General features: G+C 66.5%; 18 protein-coding genes and 1 tRNA gene. 10 read left to right on the top strand and 9 right to left on the bottom strand.

The window, feature by feature from the left end; genetic code table 11:
• The 3 genes from CRJ03_RS17840 to CRJ03_RS17830 all read left to right on the top strand — a co-directional run bounded on the left by CRJ03_RS17840 (position 1) and on the right by CRJ03_RS17830 (position 3,111).
• On the top strand, positions 1 to 891 hold the full coding sequence (locus CRJ03_RS17840) for an ABC transporter permease subunit (protein ID WP_104020222.1): 891 nt from the start codon (positions 1 to 3) through the stop codon (positions 889 to 891).
• A gap of 79 nt (positions 892 to 970) precedes the next feature.
• Positions 971 to 1,789 carry an ABC transporter permease gene (locus CRJ03_RS17835; RefSeq protein ID WP_104020221.1) on the top strand — a complete coding sequence of 273 codons (819 nt, stop codon included), beginning with the start codon at positions 971 to 973 and terminating at the stop codon, positions 1,787 to 1,789.
• Positions 1,786 to 3,111, top strand: coding sequence for an NAD(P)/FAD-dependent oxidoreductase (locus tag CRJ03_RS17830; RefSeq protein WP_104020220.1), 1,326 nt, complete (start codon positions 1,786 to 1,788; stop codon positions 3,109 to 3,111). The genes CRJ03_RS17835 and CRJ03_RS17830 overlap by 4 nt, the downstream gene beginning before the upstream one ends.
• 6 nt (positions 3,112 to 3,117) lie before the next feature.
• Here the strand turns inward: CRJ03_RS17830 and CRJ03_RS17825 are convergent, their stop codons facing one another.
• Both CRJ03_RS17825 and CRJ03_RS17820 read right to left on the bottom strand, forming a co-directional pair.
• On the bottom strand, positions 3,118 to 4,599 hold the full coding sequence (locus tag CRJ03_RS17825; RefSeq protein ID WP_104020219.1) for a D-alanyl-D-alanine carboxypeptidase family protein: 1,482 nt from the start codon (positions 4,597 to 4,599) through the stop codon (positions 3,118 to 3,120).
• Positions 4,600 to 4,833: 234 nt separating this feature from the next.
• Positions 4,834 to 5,601, bottom strand: a complete 768-nt coding sequence (locus CRJ03_RS17820; RefSeq protein ID WP_104020218.1) for an FCD domain-containing protein — start codon at positions 5,599 to 5,601, stop codon at positions 4,834 to 4,836.
• 130 nt (positions 5,602 to 5,731) lie between these two features.
• Here CRJ03_RS17820 and msrB point away from each other — a divergent pair, with 130 nt between their 5' ends.
• Complete coding sequence (gene msrB / locus CRJ03_RS17815) at positions 5,732 to 6,181, top strand: peptide-methionine (R)-S-oxide reductase MsrB (protein WP_104020288.1); 450 nt, start codon at positions 5,732 to 5,734, stop codon at positions 6,179 to 6,181.
• A complete protein-coding gene (msrA, locus tag CRJ03_RS17810) occupies positions 6,178 to 6,690 on the top strand; it encodes a peptide-methionine (S)-S-oxide reductase MsrA (RefSeq protein WP_104020217.1) in 513 nt (170 codons plus the stop codon). The genes msrB and msrA overlap by 4 nt, the downstream gene beginning before the upstream one ends.
• Positions 6,691 to 6,803: 113 nt before the next feature.
• Here the strand turns inward: msrA and CRJ03_RS17805 are convergent, their stop codons facing one another.
• Positions 6,804 to 8,036, bottom strand: coding sequence for a urate hydroxylase PuuD (locus CRJ03_RS17805; protein ID WP_104020216.1), 1,233 nt, complete (start codon positions 8,034 to 8,036; stop codon positions 6,804 to 6,806).
• 110 nt (positions 8,037 to 8,146) lie between these two features.
• Between CRJ03_RS17805 and CRJ03_RS17800 the strand changes: the two genes are divergently transcribed.
• A complete protein-coding gene (locus CRJ03_RS17800; protein ID WP_104020215.1) occupies positions 8,147 to 9,055 on the top strand; it encodes a LysR family transcriptional regulator in 909 nt (302 codons plus the stop codon).
• Between the two features lie 271 nt (positions 9,056 to 9,326).
• Here the strand turns inward: CRJ03_RS17800 and uraH are convergent, their stop codons facing one another.
• Positions 9,327 to 9,680 carry a hydroxyisourate hydrolase gene (uraH, locus tag CRJ03_RS17795; protein ID WP_104020214.1) on the bottom strand — a complete coding sequence of 118 codons (354 nt, stop codon included), beginning with the start codon at positions 9,678 to 9,680 and terminating at the stop codon, positions 9,327 to 9,329.
• 172 nt (positions 9,681 to 9,852) lie between these two features.
• Between uraH and puuE the strand changes: the two genes are divergently transcribed.
• Both puuE and CRJ03_RS17785 read left to right on the top strand, forming a co-directional pair.
• Positions 9,853 to 11,268: an allantoinase PuuE gene (gene puuE, locus CRJ03_RS17790; RefSeq protein ID WP_104020213.1), complete on the top strand. Its 1,416-nt coding sequence runs from the start codon at positions 9,853 to 9,855 to the stop codon at positions 11,266 to 11,268.
• Positions 11,265 to 11,777: an ureidoglycolate lyase gene (locus CRJ03_RS17785; RefSeq protein WP_104020212.1), complete on the top strand. Its 513-nt coding sequence runs from the start codon at positions 11,265 to 11,267 to the stop codon at positions 11,775 to 11,777. Before puuE ends, CRJ03_RS17785 begins: the two co-directional genes overlap by 4 nt.
• Here the strand turns inward: CRJ03_RS17785 and guaD are convergent.
• From guaD to xdhA, 5 genes are all read right to left on the bottom strand, one after another.
• The gene (gene guaD, locus CRJ03_RS17780; RefSeq protein ID WP_104020211.1) at positions 11,729 to 13,039 is read right to left on the bottom strand and encodes a guanine deaminase; all 1,311 of its coding nucleotides are present in this window, start codon (positions 13,037 to 13,039) and stop codon (positions 11,729 to 11,731) included. The two genes, CRJ03_RS17785 and guaD, sit on opposite strands and share 49 nt — an antisense overlap.
• Before the next feature lie 67 nt (positions 13,040 to 13,106).
• Complete coding sequence (locus CRJ03_RS17775) at positions 13,107 to 14,690, bottom strand: xanthine/uracil/vitamin C permease (protein ID WP_104020210.1); 1,584 nt, start codon at positions 14,688 to 14,690, stop codon at positions 13,107 to 13,109.
• A 74-nt stretch (positions 14,691 to 14,764) separates the two neighbouring features.
• On the bottom strand, positions 14,765 to 15,589 hold the full coding sequence (gene xdhC, locus CRJ03_RS17770; RefSeq protein WP_104020209.1) for a xanthine dehydrogenase accessory protein XdhC: 825 nt from the start codon (positions 15,587 to 15,589) through the stop codon (positions 14,765 to 14,767).
• A complete protein-coding gene (gene xdhB / locus CRJ03_RS17765; protein ID WP_104020208.1) occupies positions 15,586 to 17,907 on the bottom strand; it encodes a xanthine dehydrogenase molybdopterin binding subunit in 2,322 nt (773 codons plus the stop codon). Before xdhB ends, xdhC begins: the two co-directional genes overlap by 4 nt.
• Before the next feature lie 12 nt (positions 17,908 to 17,919).
• Positions 17,920 to 19,374, bottom strand: coding sequence for a xanthine dehydrogenase small subunit (gene xdhA / locus CRJ03_RS17760; RefSeq protein WP_104020207.1), 1,455 nt, complete (start codon positions 19,372 to 19,374; stop codon positions 17,920 to 17,922).
• A 155-nt stretch (positions 19,375 to 19,529) separates the two neighbouring features.
• On the opposite strand from xdhA, the gene CRJ03_RS17755 reads away from it, so the two are divergent.
• Both CRJ03_RS17755 and CRJ03_RS17750 read left to right on the top strand, forming a co-directional pair.
• On the top strand, positions 19,530 to 20,441 hold the full coding sequence (locus CRJ03_RS17755) for a LysR family transcriptional regulator (RefSeq protein ID WP_104020206.1): 912 nt from the start codon (positions 19,530 to 19,532) through the stop codon (positions 20,439 to 20,441).
• Positions 20,442 to 20,509: 68 nt separating this feature from the next.
• Positions 20,510 to 20,599 (top strand) — tRNA-Ser (locus tag CRJ03_RS17750).
• Positions 20,600 to 20,743: the final 144 nt, after the last annotated feature.

Genomic DNA, 20,743 nt, shown 5'->3' with positions numbered 1-20,743 from the left:
ATGCGCCGCTTCGCCCTCATCGCGCTACCCTATGCCTGGCTTCTGGCGCTGTTCCTCGTTCCTTTCGGAATCGTGCTCAAGATTTCGCTGTCGGATATCGCGCTCGCGATCCCGCCCTACACGCCCACGCTCGACCTGTCCGAGGGATGGGCAGGGTTCAAGGATTTCCTCGCCGCGCTCGATTTCGAGAACTTCACCTTCCTGACCACCGATGATCTCTACTGGAAGGCCTACCTGTCGTCGCTCCAGATCGCGGCGCTGGCCACGTTCATCACGCTGATCGTGGGCTATCCCATCGCCTATGGCATGGCCAACGCGCCCGATCACTGGCGCCCGACGCTGATGATGCTGGTGATCCTGCCGTTCTGGACGTCGTTTCTCATCCGGGTCTATTCGTGGATGGGGATTCTCTCGACCGAGGGCTATCTCAACCAGCTTCTGCTCTGGGCAGGGCTGATTTCCGAGCCGCTGGTTATCCTCAACACCCCCACGGCCGTCTATATCGGCATCGTCTATACGTACCTTCCGTTCATGATCCTGCCGATCTACTCGACGCTCGAGCGAATGGACGGCTCGCTTCTCGAAGCGGCCGAGGACCTGGGCTGCTCGCGGCTCACGGCCTTCTGGCTGGTGACGGTGCCCCTGTCGAAGAACGGGATCGTGGCGGGCTGTTTCCTCGTCTTCATCCCCACCATCGGTGAATTCGTCATCCCCTCGCTGCTGGGCGGATCGCGCACGCTGATGATCGGCAAGGTGCTGTGGGAGGAATTCTTCAACAACCGCGACTGGCCGGTGGCAAGCGCGGTGGCGGTGGTGCTGCTGCTGATCCTCATCATCCCGATCATCCTGTTCCAGCGCAACGAGCAGAAGAGCCGGGAGGCAGAGGGATGACGAACGCGACGCATCCGAAATCTTCAAAAGATTTCGCCCCGATTTCTTTCGAAGAAATCGGCGACCGGAGGGCGCGCGCATGAGACGCCTGACATGGTTCAACGCCACCTCTCTCACACTGGGCTTCGCCTTTCTCTACCTGCCGATGCTGATTCTCATCGTCTACAGCTTCAACGAGTCGAAGCTGGTAACCGTCTGGGCCGGGTTCTCGACCAAATGGTATGGCACGCTCGTCCAGAACGAGGCGTTCCTCGACGCCGCCGTCGTTACGCTCAAGGTGGCAGTGACGTCCTCGACCATCGCCACGGTGCTGGGCACGATGGCCGCGCTGGTGCTGGTGCGCGCCGGGCGGTTCCCGGGGCGGACGTTGTTTTCCGGCATGATCTACGCGCCGCTGGTGATGCCAGAGGTGATCACCGGCCTGTCGCTCCTGCTTCTCTTCATCGGCATCGGGCTCGATCGCGGCATCCTCACCATCATCCTTGCGCACACCACCTTCTCGATGGCCTTTGTTGCGGTGGTGGTATCCTCGCGGCTGATGAGCTTCGATCGCTCGCTGGAAGAGGCGGCGCTCGATCTCGGCTGTTCGGCCTTCGACGCGTTCCGCCTCGTCACCCTGCCGATTATCGCGCCCGCCGTGATCTCGGGATGGCTGCTGGCCTTTACGCTCTCGCTCGATGATCTGGTGATCGCGTCCTTTACCGCCGGGCCCTCGGCCACCACCCTGCCGATCAAGATCTGGTCCTCGATCCGGCTGGGTGTCAGCCCCGAGATCAACGCGCTTTCGACCATCATGATCGGCATCGTGGCCGTCGGGGTCATCACCGCCTCGCTCGTCACCAAGCGCGCCAGCCTGCGCCAACAGGCCGAGGAGCGCGCCGCGGCGCAACAGGTATGAGGCGCGTCTTCCCCGCGCACGCCTACGGGCCCGGTCCGCGCGCCACCTGCTTCTGGGCCGGGACCGCCGATATCCCCGACTACCCCGCCGCCGAGGGCGAAATCGCCTGCGACGTGGCGGTGATCGGCGCGGGCTTCACCGGGCTGTCGGCGGCGCTGCGCCTCGCAGAGGCGGGCGAGGACGTGTGCGTCTTCGAGGCAGAGCACGTAGGCTGGGGCGCATCGGGGCGCAACGGCGGGTTCTGCTGTCTCGGCGGGGCCAAGGCGTCGGACGCGATGCTGCGCCGGTTTCACGGCGAGGATGCCCGCCGTGACTGGCGGCGCACCGAGATGGCCGCGGTCGAGACGGTGCGCGCCCTGATCGACCGCCACGGCATCATTGCTGATACCCATTCCGAGGGCGAGACGGCGATGGCCCACACACCCCGCGCCGCCGCCGGGTTCACGGCCCGCGCCGCGCAGATCGAGGCGGATTACGGCGTAACACCCACGCTCATTCCGGGCGCCGAACTGGCACGAGAGGGGATGCGCGGCCCGTTCTTCGCGGCCCTCACAACGCCTATCGGCTTTGCCCTCAACCCGTTGAAATATGCGCTCGGCCTTGCCCGGGCCGCCACCGGGGCAGGGGCACGCATCCACGCCAATTCGCCGGTCACCGCGATTCGCTCCGATGGCCGCTTTCACCTCACCACGCCCGACGCCCGGATCACCGCGCGCCGCCTGATCGTGGCCACCAACGGCTATTCGTCGGACGATCTGCCCGGCTGGCTGCGGGGCCGCTACCTGCCGACACAGTCCAACGTGATCGTCACCCGCCCGCTTACCGAAGAAGAACTGACCGCCCAAGGCTGGACCACGCACCAGATGTGCTACGATGATCGGTTCTTCCTGCATTATTTCCGGCTGATGCCCGACCGGCGGATGCTCTTCGGGATGCGCGGCGGGCTATTCTCCTCGCCGCGTCACGACGAGCGGATGCACCGCACCATCCGGCGGCATTTCGACGCGATGTTCCCGGCATGGCGGCATGTCGAGACGCCGCATGGCTGGAATGGCCTTTTGTCGCTCGCCCCCGATCTCACGCCCTTCGCCGGGCCGATCCCCGAGATGCCGGGCGCCTTCGCGGCGCTCAACTATCACGGCAACGGTGTCGCGATGGCCAGCCACGCGGGCGCGATCCTCGCCGATCTGGCAACCGGGCGCACGCCTCGGGCACGCTACCCCGAAATCATGCAGACCCCGCCCAGGCGCTGGCCTTTGGGACGGTTGCGGCGGGCGATGATGTGGCCGCCCTATGCATGGGCCACACTGCGCGGCGACTGACGCGCCTCAGCCCGGCCCGATCATGAAGCAGGTGACCTGGCGCGCCTGCAGCCGACGGCAGGCGAGATCGGCGGACTCGCGGGTCATACCCATGAAATTCGCGTCGAACCCGGTGGGATGGCGCACCACCTTGCGCAGACTGCCGTCGAGCGTGGAAATCTCGCTCAGCGCTGTGCGCAGCAGCACCTGCCGCGCCTTGAACTCGTTGGGATAACGCCCGACGTTCACGCCCCAATGGCGACCATCGGAGGTAGAGACGCGGGTGACGACCTCCCGTTCCGGCTCCGCCGACCCGGCTGCCACCCTGGTTTCCGCGGCAGGTTCCGCGTCAGGTATCGTTTCGGGGCGCGGTTCGGGGCGCAATGCCGGGATGTCTTCGACCGCGGCGATCTCTGTCGTGCTGGCCTCGGCGGCCTCGGCGGCGTCGCGCACCGCGCGCTCTATGCCGTCGGCATCGGCCAGCATCACAGGGGCCGCCGGCGCCACCGGCTCGGCGCCGGGGCGGGGCCGTGGCCGCAGGCTCTTGCGCACCGCGGCGGCGGTGGCAAGCCGCACCGTCCGCGCGGCATAGGCCGGGCGTACCGCTCCGGCGGCAATCGTTACCGGCGCATGGTCCAGCTTGCCCAGGTAGGGCGGGCGACCCGGCGGTGCCAGGGCGACGCGGTGCGCGGCCTTACGAAATCCGAGGTCGAGCAGCTTGGCCACCTGCGCGTTGCGCGACGCGGTGGATTTGCCGCCGAACACGGTGGCGATGATGCGCTCGCCTCCCCGCTCGGCACTTGCCACGAGGTTGAACCCGGCGGCGCGTGTATAGCCGGTCTTGATCCCGTCCGCGCCGTGGTAGCTGCGCAGCATGCGGCGGTTGGTGTGGCTTACACGTTTGACGCCGGCATCGGCGGTGATCCGCGAGAACAGGTTGTAATAATCGGGATAGTCATAAAGCACGTGCCGCCCGAGGATCGTCATGTCGCGGGCCGTGGACAGGTGCCCGCTCTCGGTCAGGCCATGCGCGTTCTTGAACGTGGTCCGCGTCATCCCCATCGCCTTGGCCGTGCGATTCATGCGGCGGGCAAAGCGCGCCTCCGATCCTTCGATCGCCTCGGCCAGCGCGGTGGCGGCATCGTTGGCCGAACGCACTGCGGCGGCCCGGACGAGATAGCGCAGCTTGATTCGCTGACCGGTGCGCAGGCCCAGCTTGCTGGGCGGCTCGGAGGCGGCGTGGCGCGAGATGGTCACAAGATCGTCGAGGCCGATCTCACCGTTTTCCACCGCCTCGAACACGATGTAGAGCGTCATCATCTTGGTCAGAGAGGCGGGGTGAAGTCGCGTGTTGGCGTTCTCGGAATAGAGCACCTTGCCGTTGCGCCCGTCGATCACGTAGCCCGCGTAGGGAGCTGCCGTCGCGCTCAGCGGCACGACCACGAGCATCCAGACCGTCGCCAGCGCGACCAGGCCCCACAGCAGAGGCCGACTGCCCCATATTTTCATGGTTCTGCTCTTTTTTGTCTTGTTTCTGCCTCGTGGCGACGATTGTTGCCGCGCTTATTTTCTTTGAGGGTATCACATGAACTGCGGTGCTCAAAGCACCAATTTTCTTGAATAAATTCGGGTTCGCGCGCTGCGCAATGCGCAATGCAAGATGTGGTGGCGCATTTGCCAGCGACCACCAGATGGGCGATGCGCCCGCCCCGGATTGCGATGCACGCGCCAGACCACGCCATCCTAACGCGATTGCTCGTGCTCGAACCGCTGTCGCGCGATGGCTTCGTTGTGATCGGCCTTCTGCTGGTCCGAGAGCGCCTTTTCCACGTAGGCGAGGTGTGCATCGACCGCCTCGCGTGCCCCCTTGGAATCGCGCGCCTGAATCGCGGCGTTGATCCGGCGATGCTGGTCGAGCAGGGCCCCCCGCGTGGTGCGCTGCCGGAACATCACCTGGCGATTGTAGAACACGCCCTCGCGCAGAAGCTGGAACATCGAGCGCATCATGTGCAGCATGATGACATTGTGGCTCGCCTCGATGATCGCCATGTGGAATTCCGCGTCGAGCCGCGCCTCGTCCGCCGGGTTGGTCTTCTTGTGGGCGGCTTCCATCTTGTCCATCACGGTCTGGATCACCCGCAGATCGGTGTCCGATGCCAGCCGCGCCGCCCGGCACGCGGCCAGCCCTTCCAGGTCGCGGCGGAACGCGATGTAGTCGAACACCGCCTCGGCATGCTCGGCAAAGAGCCGGATCAGCGCGGGCGAGAACGCGCTGCCCAGAACGTCGGCCACGTAGATCCCGGCCCCGGCGCGCGCCGTGAGCAGCCCCTTGTCCTGCAAATTGGCCACCGCCTCGCGCAGCGACGGTCGCGACACGCCCAGTTTCTCGGCCAGCTCGCGCTCGGCGGGCAGGCGCTCGCCCGGGCGCAGGATGCCGCGCAGGATCAGCTTTTCGATCTGCCGCGTCACCGCGGTCGATAGCTTTTCGGGGGTCACTTTTTCAAATGGCATGGCGCTGGCCCGTGGTAAAACTGGTCAGATCATATGACCACACCCCATTTGCGGCAAGTGCCGTGACCCGGCTCTTTGTCTTTTTGCGTTTTCACCCCATCTTGAAGGAACCAGGAACATGGAGCGTAGCATGGCCCCCTACCACAAGGATCCCGAGCGCATCAGCGCGCTCAGCCCCGAGCAGTACCGCGTCACCCAGCAGAACGGGACCGAGCGTCCCGGCACCGGCGCGTATCTCAACAACAAGGAGCCGGGGATCTACGTCGATATCGTCTCGGGCGAACCGCTCTTTGCCAGTTCCGACAAGTTCGAATCGGGCTGTGGCTGGCCCAGCTTTACCAAGCCGATCACGCCTGCGCATGTCACGGAACTGCGCGACGCCACGCTCGGCATGATCCGCACCGAGGTGCGCAGCCGCGACGGCGACAGCCATCTCGGCCACGTCTTTCCCGACGGGCCCCGCGACCGTGGCGGGCTGCGCTATTGCATCAACTCGGCGAGCCTGCGATTCATTCACAGAGACGACATGGCGGCCGAAGGCTACGGCGATTATCTCGATCAGGTGGAGGACGTGACATGACCGAACGCGCGGTTCTGGCGGGGGGCTGTTTCTGGGGGATGCAGGATCTCATCCGCAAGCTCGACGGGGTGATCTCGACGCGGGTGGGCTACACGGGCGGTGACGTGCCCAACGCCACCTACCGCAACCACGGCACCCATGCCGAGGGCATCGAGATCATCTTCGATCCCTCGCGGATCAGCTATCGGCGGCTGTTGGAAATCTTCTTCCAGATCCACGACCCCACCACGCTCAACCGTCAGGGAAACGATGTCGGCATGAGCTATCGCTCGGCCATCTACTACTGCTCCGATGCGCAGCGTGAAGAGGCGCTGCGCACCATCGCCGATGTCGAGGCCAGCGGCCTCTGGCCCGGCAAGGTCGTGACAGAGGTGGAACCGGTCGGCGATTTCTGGGAGGCCGAGCCCGAACACCAGGATTACCTCGCCCGCTTTCCGCAGGGCTATACCTGCCATTTCCCACGCCCCGACTGGGTGCTGCCGCGCAAGACCGCCGAGACCGACGGCTAGAGCGTGTCGCTCAAAAGTGGGAACCGGTTTTGAGCTTCTCGGACACGCGAAATCAATCGGTCAGAGCGGGTTGCGTGAATGCGAATGAACGCGAGCCGCTCTGACGCGCCGCTTCACCGCGTCGCCGCGCGATACCACGCGACGATGCGGCGGCGCTCCTCCTCTTCCATGAAGCTCACGTTCGCGGGCGGCATCGCGTCCGTCACGCCCGCGTGCAGATAGATCGCCCGCGCCGCGCGGGCGATATCGCCCTCGGTCTCCAGCAGCACGTTCCTGGGCGCGCGGCGGATACCCTCTTGGAACGGCTCGCGCGCGTGGCACATGGCACAGCGCCCGGGCACGATCGACGCCACCTCCTCGAATCCCTCGGTCTCGGCGAATTGGCGCTCGGCGGCGCTCAGCGGGCGCGTCTCGGCGGCCCCGTATTCATCGTGCTGCAACGGCGCGGTCGACAGCCACATGATGCCGACGAAAAGGATCGCGGTCACCGCCCACGTCCACCACAGCATCCCGCCGCCCGCGTGCATGGTGTTAAAGAAGTGGCGGATCGTCACCCCCATCAGGAACACCAGCGACGCGATGAGCCAGTTCCATTCGGTGGCAAAGGCCAGCGGGTAGTGGTTTGACAGCATCAGGAACACCACCGGCAACGTCAGGTAGTTGTTGTGGGTCGAGCGTAGCTTGGCGATGCGCCCGTATTTCGCATCCGGCACCCGGCCCTCGCGCAGGTCGGCCACCACGATGCGCTGGTTGGGCATGATGATGAAAAACACGTTCGCGGTCATGATCGTGGCGGTGAACGCACCGAGATGCAGCAGCGCCGCGCGCCCGGTAAACACCTGGTCATAGCCCCAGCCCATCGCCACCAGCAGCACGAACAGCAGCGCCATAAGCAACGTGGGCCGTTCCCCAAGGCCGGATTTGCACAGCCGGTCATAGACCAGCCAGCCGACCGAGAGCGACAGCGCCGAGATCGCGATCCCCTGCCACAGCGCCAGATCGGCCTTGTTCGGGTCGATCAGGTATAGCTCGCCCCCGACCCAGTAGACGATCATCAAAAGCGCCGCACCCGACAGCCACGTGGCATAGCTCTCCCATTTGAACCATGTCAGATGCGCGGGCATGTTTTCGGGCGCCACCAGGTATTTGCGGACGTGGTAGAACCCGCCACCATGCACCTGCCATTCCTCGCCATGCGCACCGGGCGGCAGGTCGTCGGCCCGCCGCAGGCCCAGGTCAAGCGCCACGAAATAGAATGACGAGCCGATCCACGCGATCGCCGTGACGACATGAAGCCACCGCACCGCGAAACCCGCCCAGTCCCAGATGATCGCCAGATCGTGCATTCTCCGCCTCCCTGCGCATGATTGCGCGCCCCTTGTGCCACATGCCGCGATTGTCATGAATTGAGAAAGGAAACCTAGCTCTTTCAAGAAAAGACGAATAATCTCGGCGCATGGCCTACCTCGAGAATATCAGGACCTTCGTCCGGGTCTATGAACTCGGCAGTATGTCCGCCGCGGCCCGCGATCAGCGCATCTCCGCGGCGGTGGCCTCGGCGCGGATCGCGGCACTCGAGGATCATCTCGGCGTCCGCCTCTTTCAGCGCACCACCCGACAGCTCAACCCGACCGAGCAGGGCACGCTGTTCTATCGCGGCGCGTGCAAGATACTCGAGTCCGTGGACGAGGCCGAGGCCGATGTCTCCGACGTCACCCAGGCCCCGCGCGGCAGCCTGCACATCGCTGCCCCTCTTGGCCTTGGGCAACGGATCATCGCCGGGGCGATGTCAGAGTTTCACGCCCGCTATCCGCTGATCCACATCCGCCTGCGGCTGTCGGATCGCAAGCTCGATCTCGCCGCCGAGGGGCTCGACGCGGCGTTCTTTCTCGGGGTGCCAGAGGATTCCTCGCTGCGCATTCGCAAGATCGCCGATTGCGAACGTGTGCTCTGCGCCGCGCCGGAATACATCGAACGCAAGGGACAGCCACGGACGAGCGCGAGCCTGCGCAGCGAGCATGATTGCATCAACCTGCGCTATGCCGGGGCGCCGGAATTCCAATGGCCCCTGCAAACCCCCCAGGGCGTGCGCCGGATCACCGTCTCGGGGCCGTTCGAATCCGATCACGGCGACGTGCTCACCCAATGGGCGCTAGAGGGGCACGGCATCGTGCTCAAGCCGCTCTTCGAGGTTCAGGACCACCTCGCCGCCGGTCGGCTCTGCCGCGTGCTCGACTCCGAGCCGCCGGTGCCCATCCAGCTCGCCTGCCTCTATGCCCACCGTCGTCGGCAGGACCCCAAGGCAAGGCTGTTCATCGACTTCATGACCCGCCGGATACGCGAGTCGCTGCCCGCGGCGTCCTGACGGTGGGGCGCGTGGGCATGTCTGGCCTGTTGCTGCCATTCACCTCCTGCCCCGCGCGGAATCAAGGCGCGCTTGCGCGCCGCCGCGCAGCGCCCGACCGCCCCCTCGGGCGGGCGCTTTTGCAACGCTGCAAGTCGCTGAAATAAAAGAGGTATCTTGCACCATAAATCGCATATCATAAACCGACCTGCGCCCACCCGGCGGTCGGGCGCTGCGCGGCTCATCGCTCAAGACCCGAACGTCCCCTCCAGGCCAAACCCGCCCTCTGCCGTCAACTTCCCCGATAGGTCGAATACCCGAACGGCGACAGCAGCAGTGGCACATGGTAATGCGCCGCCTCGGACATGCCAAAGCGTAGCGGCACGAGATCGAGAAAACGCGGGCTTTCCGGCGGCACGCCAACGGCATCAAGATAGGCTCCGGCGTGAAACACCAATTCATAGGTGCCCGGGCGAAACTCCGCTTGTGGCAGGATCGGCGCATCGGTGCGCCCGTCCTCATTGGTGACGACGTTGCACAGGTGGGTGCGGGTCTCGCCGTCGATCCGATAAAGGTCGATCGCCAGCCCCGCCGCCGGCATGCCGCGCGCGGTATCGAGAACATGGGTGGTCAGGTAGCCAGTCATTTTCCGTGTCCTTTGCGCGTATACCCCGCCGTTTCTGCCCGGTTTAGGCGGCGGGGACCAGCACGGGATGCGAAGATGGTCTTTCTTCGAAAATCGTAAAGTCTTCCGTATTCTTCTGCTTTATAAATGAATGGCAACCCGAACACGCGACCGATCACCGGAGAGGACAGACATGACCCGTTATCCCCGCGACCTGCGCGGCTATGGCGCGCACCCGCCCGATCCGAAATGGCCCGGCGGGGCGCGGATCGCGGTGCAATTCGTGCTCAACTACGAGGAGGGCGGCGAGAATTGCCTGCTGCACGGCGATCCCGCCTCCGAGGCATTCCTGTCGGACATTCCCGGTGCCGCCCCGTGGGAGGGGCAGCGCCACTGGAACATGGAATCGGTTTATGAATACGGCGCGCGCGCCGGGTTCTGGCGGTTGCACCGGCTGTTCACCGGGGCGGGCATCCCGGTGACGGTCTACGGCGTCGCCACCGCGCTCGCCCGCTCGCCCGAGCAGGTCGCGGCGATGAAATCGGCGGAATGGGAAATCGCCTGCCACGGGCTGAAATGGATCGAGCATCGCGACATGCCCGAGGAGGAAGAGGCCCGCCAGATCGCCGAGGCCATCGCCCTTCACGAGGAGGTGACGGGGGAGTTGCCAAGAGGTTGGTACACCGGACGGTGCAGCATGCGAACCGTGCGGTTGGCGGCGCGAACCGGGAGGTTCGCCTACCTGTCGGACTGCTACGACGACGATCTGCCCTACTGGCGGCGGATGGAAGGACGCGACCAGTTGATGATTCCCTACACGCTCGAAGCCAACGACATGCGCTTCGCCGCCACCCCCGGCTGGGTCACGGGCCGCGACTTTGGCGACTACCTGATCGACGCCTTCGACACGCTCTATGCCGAGGGGCAGGACGGCGCGCCCAAGATGATGAGCGTGGGGCTGCATTGCCGCCTGATCGGACGGCCCGGCAAGATCGCCGGGCTGCGGCGATTCATCGAGCATGTTCAAGGGCATGAAGGGGTGTGGTGCGCCCGCCGCATCGACATCGCCGAGCATTGGGCGCGGGTTCACCCGCCTGTCGATCGCGAGCGCCCCAGCGAGATGGACCGCGACAGTTTCGTGGCGCGCTTCGGCGCTGTGTTCGAGCATTCGCCCTGGGTGGCCGAACGCGCCCACGCGCTCGAGCTTGGCCCCGCGCATGATAGCGCGGCGGGGGTGCACAATGCGCTCTGCCGCGCCTTCCGCCGCGCCACCCCCGACGAGCGCCGCGATGTGCTGACCGCCCACCCTGACCTCGCCGGCAAGCTCGCCGCCGCCGGCCGCCTCACCGCCCAGAGCACTGCCGAGCAGGCCGGGGCAGGGCTCGATCACCTGACCGACGAGGCGCGCGCCGAATTCCAGAGGCTCAACGCCAAGTATATGGAAAAACACGGATTTCCCTTCATCATCGCGGTGCGGGATCACGACACGGCACAGGTCCGCGCCGCGATGGAGCGGCGTATCGACAACGACAACGAGACCGAGTTTTCCGAGGCGTGCCGTCAGGTGGAGCGTATCGCCGAGCTGCGGTTGCGGGACATGCTGCCATGATTCCGCTGGACGTGGCTCCGCTCACCGCCGAGGCGTTCGCGCCCTGGGGCGACGTGATCGAGGCGCGCGGCGCGCCGGACAGGCTCATCAACCAGGGAATGTGTGGCCGCCACCACGATCTCGCGCGGCTCGATTTCGGCGACGGGCACGCGGGGCTGAGCCTGTTCGACGCCAGCGCGCGGCACCTGCCCCACCTCGTTGACATGGTCGAGCGCCACCCCGCGGGCAGCCAGGCATTCATGCCGGTGAGCGGCGCGCGCTTTCTCGTGGTCGTGGCCGATGACGACGGCGGCGTGCCGGTGCACCCGCGCGCCTTCGTCACCGCGCCCGGGCAGTCGGTCAACCTGTTACGCGGGGTCTGGCACGGGGTGTTGGCGCCTCTGGGCGCGGCGGGGCAGTTCGTGGTGCTGGACCGGATCGGGGAGGGGCCCAACCTCGAAGAACACTGGTTCGACACACCCTATGTTGTTGAAACGGTGCCGGATTTCTGGGGCGCGCCCGCCACGTAGGTCTGCGCCACGGCGCGGTCATCGCCCATGATCTGAAGGATGAACAGCTCTTCCGAAAGGGTCTCGGCCCGCTCCATCCGCAAGGCCATCGCCGGAGTGGCGCGCGCGTCGAGCACCACGATATCGGCCTCGCTCCCCGCCTCCAGCGTGCCGATGCGATCCTCTAGCCCCAGTGCGGCGGCGTTGCCCCGCGTGATCCAGTGAAAGGCGCGCAGCGGGTGCAGCTTCTGTCCCTGAAGCTGCAGCACCTTGTAGCCTTCGTTGAGCGTCTGCAGCATCGAATAACTGGTGCCGCCGCCCACGTCGGTGGCGATGGCGTTGACAAGGCCCTGCTCCCGCAGCCCGGCATCGTCAAAGAGCCCGCTGCCGAGAAACAGGTTCGAGGTGGGGCAGAAGACAGGCCGCGCGCCGGTCTCCTGCATCACCGCGATCTCGCGCGGCGAGAGGTGCAGGCAATGCCCCATCAGGGCCTTTGGCGAGAGCAGGCCATAGCGCTCGTAGACGCCGAGGTAATCCGGCGCGTCCGGGTAGAGGCTGGCGGTATAGGCGATCTCGTCGTGGTTCTCGGACAGGTGCGTTTGCAGATAGCAACCGGGATGGTCGGCCACCAAAGAACCAGCCATTTCAAGCTGTTCCGGCGTCGAGGTGATGGCGAAACGCGGCGTGATGGCATAATGCGCGCGGCCACGCCCATGCCAACGGTCGATCAATGCCTTGCTGTCGTCATAGCCCGCTTGCGCCGTGTCGCGCAGCCCCTCGGGTGCGTTGCGGTCCATCATCACCTTGCCCGCGATGATGCGCATGTCGCGCCGCTCCGCCTCGGAAAGCAGCGCCTCTGCCGAGGCCCGGTGGACCGAGGCATAGGCGACGGCGGTGGTGGTGCCATGCGCGGTCAGTTGATCGAGAAACAGCGCCGCCATGCGCGCGGCATGGTCCGGGTCGGCAAAGCGGGTTTCCTCGGGGAAGGTATACGTGTTGAGCCAGTCAAGAAGCTGCGCGCCCCATGAGGCGATCACCTGGACCTGCGGGAAATGGATATGCGGGTCGATGAATCCCGCCATCATCAGGTGTGGCCGGTGGTCGGTCACGGGCAGGCCGGGTGCCTGCGCGGCGATGTCCGCGTATGTCCCCGCTGCGCCGATGCGTCCCTCCGCAACCAGAAGCGCGCCGTCCTCGATATAGCTGTAGGCGTCAGTATCTTCCGGCCCCTGCGGCTCGGCATGGAAGGTCAGAAGGCGACCGCGCAATAGTCTGTCTGTCATGGGTGTTCCGATATTTATGGGCCGGTGGCCAAGGCACCCTGTGCGCCCCGGCCACCGGCGCAGGTTTTCAGTCTCTGGCCAGCGGCTGCGGGTCGTCAAGCGGCAGGTCGATGTTCGAGCCCACGCCATCGCGGTGCAGCGCCGGGTAGATCAGAAGAAAGGCCGCGGCGATGAGATAGCCCATGCTGACGCCGCTCGGCTCGGGCCAATGCAGGGTGGCCGAATGGATGATCCCGACGAGCGACATGGCGCAGGCCGCGAGCGCGAAACCGCCCGCGTTGCGGAACCGCCCGTCGATCACGCTCGCGACGATCGCCCCCCAGATCAGCCCGGTGAGGATCGCCCCCTGGCTGAGCGCGAGATGGCCCTCGAAATGCGCGCCCTGCTGGAGCAGGGCGGCGGTCAGCGCCTCGTCCCCCAGCTCTGGAAGCCCCTCGACGCCGCTCGCCCCGAGCGCGCCCATGAGCGAGCCCCATTTCACCACAAGGAAGGCCGAGACATGCGGCATTATCGCGATGGTGACGGCGGCCATGTGTCCGGGCTTTATCGCGTGGGCGGTGTTGGTGATGAGGCTCAGGGCGACGAAGACCAGCACCGGTGCGGCGGCGGCCACCGGGATCAGGTTGTTGAGAAAGGCAAGCAGCCCGAAGAAGGCCGCCACGGGGATCACGACGCCCACCCCGATCACGTAACCCGCATGCGCCCCCATCCGCTTGTAGGCCGGGTGGCCGATATAGGCGGTGGTGGGAAACGGCGAGCCGAACACAGCGCCGATCATGGTGCCCGCGCCATCGGTCACCTGGCAGAGCGCGACGGGGTAGGAATCGCCCGCCGCCTCGGCGCTCTCGACGTTGTTCATGGTCTCGATGAAGTTGTATATCTGCACCGGCACAAGCACGAGGAACAGCTCGGGATTGGCGAACAGGTGCTGGATGCCCAGCACGAGGTCGCCGAAATAGGGCAGCGGCGGGTAGACGCCGACACCCTCGAAGCTGACCGACGCCTTGCCCATGCCGAAGGCCACCACCGTCCCGACGACGAGCGCCAGAAGACCGGCGGGGATGTTGAAGGGCAACCGGAACCGACCGACCAGCCCCCAAAGGATGATGATCATCGAGGCAAAGCCCACGAACGGATCCTCGAACACCGTGGCCAGCGGCACCGTGCCGATGAACACAAGCGCGATGCCGCACAGCGTGCCCAGCATGCCCGCGCGCGGCGTCACCCGTTTCAGAAACGGGCCGATGATTGCGCCGAGCCCTGCGACGATGCCGCCCATGAAGCCTGCGCCGATCCCCACCTGCCAGGCCAGCACGGCGTCCTGCGTTGACCAATAGATCGGGCCGATCACCCCGAAGAGATAGACGAACATCACCGGTGTCGAAATGCCGTAGGGCAGGGCGGTCACGTCGCGGCCCTCGCGCGCGGCGACGCGCGCCGCGAGCCATGTATAGACGCCCACGCCCGCCAGGATCGCCACCGCCGCGCCCGGCACGATGCGGCCGAATACGATCTCGGCGGGCATCTGAAACACGAACTGGCAAATCCCCGACAGCACGATCAGGTTGATGAGGTTGTCGGTGAAAAGCGCCCAGAACGCACTGAAATCCTGGCGCGCGAACAGTTTGTAGCTATAGCTCCCTCCCTGCATGTGCAGGTCTCCTTTCGCTGATGGGCCGCCCCGGCGGTGCTCTCCTCCGTGACCGGTCCGGGCGGGGTTGTGCGCTAGCCTGACACGTGCAGGGCGCGGGATTGCATTGCGGCGTGACGGGCAAGCGCGGCCATCACCTCGGCCAGAACGCCCGCCGCGATCGCCTCGGGGCGCTTGTCACCGCCGGTGGCGGCCCCGATCGGGCAGGTCAGCGCGTCGATACGCAGGCCGTCGCAGTGATCCCGGCACCATGTGGCCAGGCGCGCACGCTTGGTGGCCGATCCGATCATGCCGGTATAGGCCGCGTCGCCGCGTCTAAGCGCCTGTGCGGCCAGCAGGAAATCGAGCGCATGGTCGTGGGTGAGGATGACGAAGGCGCAGCCGGGGGGCGCGCGGTCGACCTCGGCCTCGGGCAGGGCGCTTTCGCGGCGGTCTGCCTCCTCGGGGCAGAGCGCAAGCTCGGCGCGGCGGCTGTCCACCACCACCGTGCGGACCGGCATCTGCACCAGCAGCTGCGCCAGCGCCCGGCCCACATGGCCCGCGCCCATGACGTAGACATGGGGCCGCGCCTGTGCCTCTGCCTCGGCCCCGGCGCGGGCGGCGCGGCGGGCGGGGGCGTCCATAAGGCGCAGCGTCACCTCCACCCGTCCACCGCAGCACTGCCCGATCTCGGGACCGAGCGGTATATCGAGATCACGCCGTATCTGCCCTTGTGCCAGCATTGCGCGCGCCGCGTCGATCATCATGTATTCAAGCTGTCCGCCGCCGATGGTGCCGTGGCAGGCGGTGGTGCTCACGATCATTCCCGCGCCTTCCTCGCGCGGGGCCGAGCCGCGCACGCGAGCGAGACGCACCTCCACCGCATCGGGGTGACGGTCGAGAAACTCCGAGAGGCTCATGCCGCGCCCTCCTTCAGCCGCTCCACCGCCATCAGCACGCGCTCGGGCGTGGCGGGCGTGTCGAGCCGGGGGCATTCGCGATAGTCTGCCACGCTCGCCACCGCCATCGAGATTGCCTCAAAGACGGAAATGCCCAGCATGAAGGGCGGCTCGCCGACGGCCTTGGAGCGCTTGATCGTGCGCTCGCGGTTCTGCGACCACTCGGCGAGCGCGACGTTGAACACGCGCGGCCGGTCCGACGCGAGCGGGATCTTGTAGGTCGAGGGCGCGTGGGTGCGCAGGCGGCCCGCCTCGTCCCACCAGAGCTCTTCGGTGGTGAGCCAGCCGACGCCCTGCACGAAGGCGCCCTCGACCTGTCCGCGGTCGAGAGCGGGGTTGATCGAGCGGCCCACGTCGTGCAGCACGTCGGCACGCAAGATGCGGTATTCGCCGGTCAGCGTGTCGATCTCGACCTCGGAACAGGCGGCGCCATAGGCGTAGTAGTAGAACGGGCGGCCCTTGCCGGTGGCGCGGTCCCAGTGGATGTCGGGCGTCTTGTAGAACCCGGCGGCCGAGAGCTGCACCCGCGCCATGTACGCCGCGCGCACCAGATCGGCGAAGGGGATCATCTCGGCCCCCACCTGCACGCCGCCAGCGACGAAGCGCACAGCCTCGGGTGTGGTCTGCCAGCGTCCGGCGGCGAAAGCCGCCAGCCGCGCCTTGATCTGATCGGCGGCGTCGAGGGCGGCCATGCCGTTGAGGTCCGACCCGGATGAGGCGGCGGTGGCCGAGGTATTGGGCACCTTCTCGGTGGTGGTCTGGGTGATCTTGATGCGGGCGATATCCACGCCGAACGCATCGGCCACCACCTGCGCCACCTTGGTGTTCAATCCCTGCCCCATCTCGGTGCCGCCGTGATTGAGGTGGATCGAGCCGTCATTGTAGACGTGGATCAGTGCGCCGGCCTGGTTGAAATGCGTGGCGGTGAAGGAGATGCCAAACTTCACCGGGGTGAGCGTGATCCCGCGCCGGATGATGCCGCCCTGCGCGTTGTGGTCGAGCACGGCGCGGCGGCGCGCCCGGTACTCGGCGCTGGCCTCCAGTTCCTCGACCACGCGAAGGATGATGTTGTCCGCGACCGTCTGGTGATAGGGGGTCACGTCGCGCCCCTCATCCTCGTAGAAATTCGCCTTGCGGATATCCAGCGTGTCGCGCCCCAACGCATAGGCGATTTCCTCGATCATGCGCTCGGCGACGATCACCCCCTGCGGCCCGCCAAAGCCGCGAAACGCGGTGTTGGAGACGGTGTTGGTCTTCATCGGCCGGCTTTGCAGCCGCACATGCGGGTAGAAATAGGCGTTGTCGGCGTGAAACAGCGCGCGGTCGGTGACCGGCCCCGAGAGGTCCGAGGAAAACCCGCAGCGCGCGGCGAAGGTGCCATCGACGCCTGTGATGCGCCCCTCGTCGTCAAAGCCCACGTCGTAATCGACGACGAAATCGTGCCGCTTGCCGGTGGCGGTCATGTCCTGGTCGCGGTCGGGGCGAATCTTGACCGGGCGGTTCCATTTTTTCGCGGCCAGCGCGGCAACGGCGCAAAACAGGTTCATCTGGCTTTCCTTGCCGCCAAAACCGCCGCCCATGCGCCGGACATTGACGGTGACGGCGTTGGACGCCACGCCAAGGACATGCGCCACCATGTGCTGCGCCTCGCTGGGATGCTGGGTCGAGCAATGCAGGCTCACATCCTCGTCCTCACCGGGAACGGCAAAGGCGATCTGCCCCTCGAGATACATGTGATCCTGTCCGCCGATCGCCATGCGGCCCTCGATGCGGTGCGGCGCGGTGGCGAGCGCGGCACGGGCATCGCCGCGCGCCAGCGTCAGCGGATCGGTGACATGGGGATATCCCGCTTCTTGTGCCGCCACCGGGTCGAGCGCATGGGGCAGCACCTCGTAGTCGATGTGCGCGTGCGTCGCCGCGCGGCGGGCGGCGTCGCGCGTCTCGGCCACCACGGCAAAGAGCGGCTGGCCGTGGTATTCCACAAGGTCGGTGGGAAAGACCGGCTCGTCATGGTGGCCCGTGGGGCTGATGTCGTTGTGACCCGGAATGTCGGCGGCGGTCAGCACGCCGATCACGCCGGGGGCGGCCCGTACCTCGTCAAGGTCCATCGCGCGGATATGCGCGTGGGTCTCGGTGGCGCAGCCGAGATACGCGTGCAGCGTGCCCGCGGGCTCGGGGATGTCGTCGGTATAGGTGGCCCGGCCCGTGACATGCTTGGCGGCGCTGTCATGGGCGAGCGGCTGGTGCACCGGGCTTTGACTTGCGGTCTGATCTTTCATCGCTCGTCTCCCTCAGGCGCTCAGCCGCATCGCTGCGCCGTGCTCGTGTTCGAGATAGAAGCGCAGCAACAGGTTCTGCGCCGCGCGCATCCGGTAGACGGCAGAGGCGCGCATGTCGGCAAGCGGGGTGAAGTCATCGGGCAGCGCGGCTATCGCCGCCCGGATTGCCGGCTCGCCCCAGGGCTGCCCGGTGAGCGCCGCCTCGGCTTGGGAGGCGCGTTTCGGCGTGGCGGCCATGCCGCCATAGGCGAGGCGACAGGCGGCGATCCGGCCTTCTTGCAGCGTGACCGAGAACCCGGCGGCAACGGAGGAAATATCCTCGTCGCGCCGCTTCGACACCTTGTAGGCCGCCACGACCTGTCCGGGTGCGATACGGGGGATGCGGATTTCCTCGACGAATTCGCCCGGCGCGCGGTCCTGCTTGCCGTAATCGACAAAGAACGCCTCGAGCGGCAGGGTGCGGCGCACGCCGCGGTGGCGCAGGGTGACCCCGGCCCCGAGCGCGATCAGCGCGGGGGGGGTGTCGCCGATGGGCGAGCCGTTGGCGATATTGCCGCCGATGGTGCCCATGTTGCGCACCTGCCACCCGGCGATGCGGCTCCAGTAGTCTGCAAGGCAGGGGAAATGCGCGTCGATGACCGGGGCGAAATCGCTATAGCTCACCCCGGCACCGATGCGGATATCACTGTCGCTCACCTCGATCCGCCGCAGCCCGTCGAGATGCCCGATGAAGATGGCGGGGCCGATGGGGCGCAGGAATTTCGTGACCCACAGCCCCACATCCGTGGCCCCGGCGATAACGGTCGCCTCCGGCGTATCGGCGTAGACCTCGGCGAAATCGTCCACGTCCGCGGGCAGGATGGCGCGGTCCTCCTCGGGGCCGGTCACCACCCTCGCGCCATCGCGCAGCGCCGCCAGCCGGGCCGCGACGCGGTCGCGCTCCTGCACAAGCCGGTCGCCGGCGGGGGTGCCGTAGCGGGCGGCGGACTGCGCCGCGCGGATGATCGGCGCATACCCGGTGCAGCGGCAAAGGTTGCCCTGAAGGGCGGTTTCGATCTGAGCCTCGTCCGGCTCGGGCGTCTTCATCCAGAGCGCGTAGAGCGCCATCACGATCCCCGGCGTGCAAAAGCCGCATTGGCTGCCATGTTCGGCAACCATTGCCTGCTGCACCGGGTGTAGCGCGCCGCCCTCGCCACGCAGATGCTCGACCGTCACCACGTGGCAGCCATCCACCGACGCGAGGAAGCGGATGCAGGCATTGACCGGCTCGTAGCGCAGCGCGCCCGACTCCAAGCGGCCCACCAGAACGGTGCAGGCCCCGCAATCGCCCTCGGCGCAGCCCTCCTTGGTGCCGGTGAGCCGCCGGTCGAGCCGCAGGAAATCCAGCAGCGTGCGCGTGGCAGCAACATCGGCCAACGCGACCTCGCGGTCGTTGAGCAGGAACCTGATCTCGTCTCGCTGCGGCATTCGAACCCCTCCGGATTTCATGACAGCCCACAGGATAACGCAATCGACTTTCGATGAATACGGCGGCATTCGGCAAATACTTTCAACAAATCATTGAAAATAAGGGCGTACTGGTGTTCACTCCCTGCATGCCCCGGGCGGTAAGGAGCGGAGCCATGCCCTATATCGACAGCCTGCGCGTCTTCGTCCGCGTCGTCGAGCTTGGCAGCATCACCTCGGGCGGGCGCGACCTGCGGATGACACCCGCGGTAGCGAGCAAGCGCATCAAGGAGCTCGAGGCGCGTCTCGGGGTGCGGCTGTTCAACCGTACGACCCGCACGCTCTCGCCCACCGAGGTGGGGCGCGTGTTCTACGACGAGGCGCGCAAGGTGCTCGACACCCTCGAGAGCGCCGAGGCGGCGGTGGCGAGCTATTCCTCGACCCCGCGCGGAGTGGTCCGCATCGCTGCGCCGCTTGGCGTCGGGCGACGGATCATCGCGCCGCTGGTGCCCTCCTTCGTCGAGCGGTTTCCCGACATACAGGTGCAGATGCGGCTCTCGGACCGGGTGGTGGACATCCTCGCCGAGCGGCTTGACGTGGCCTTCTTCGTCGGGCAGCCGCAGGAGTCGAACCTCAAGCTGCGGCGGATCGAGAACTGCCGCCGCGCGCTCTGCGCCGCGCCGTCCTATCTCGACCGGCACGGCACCCCGCGGCGGCCCGCCGACCTGCTCGATGGCGGGCACAACTGCCTGCTGCTGCGCTATCCCCGCTCACCGGAATACTTCTGGACGCTCGAAACCGGCGACGGGCCGCGCAAGCTCGCCGTGTCGGGGAAATTTGATGCCGACGATTCGGACGTGCTAACCGACTGGATGCTCGCCGGTCACGGCATCGCCAACAGGCCGCTCTTCGACGTGGCACACCATATCGCGACCGGTCGCCTCGTCGAGGTGCTGCCGCAGACACCGCCACAGCCTTCGCTCTTCGGCTGTCTCTACCCGCACCGGCGCTGGCAGGATCCCAAGGTGCGCCACCTTGTCGACTTCATGGTAGACCACAGCCGCAAACGCATCCGCGCGGCGCAATGACACCGGCAAGAAACCCTGCACCGCGCCCCCTTGCCAACCCCGCGCACCTGCGGCTAGAAGGCCGCAACGGAGAGGTGGCCGAGTGGTCGAAGGCGCACGCCTGGAAAGCGTGTAGGCGGGAAACCGTCTCCAGGGTTCGAATCCCTGTCTCTCCGCCATCCACATTCGAAATTTGTCTCTGACCGTTGCGCGACCACGCAAGTGGCCGTAACAGGGACTTTTTCCGGTGCATTTCCCAATCCCCTCGCCCTTTCAAACCGACCCTTGGCCGCATTTGTGGGCCTTTGGGCGGCGCGGTCTCT

Source organism: Roseovarius nitratireducens, assembly GCF_002925845.1.
Lineage (GTDB): Bacteria > Pseudomonadota > Alphaproteobacteria > Rhodobacterales > Rhodobacteraceae > Roseovarius > Roseovarius nitratireducens.
This window is presented reverse-complemented; position numbering and strand designations above follow the sequence as displayed.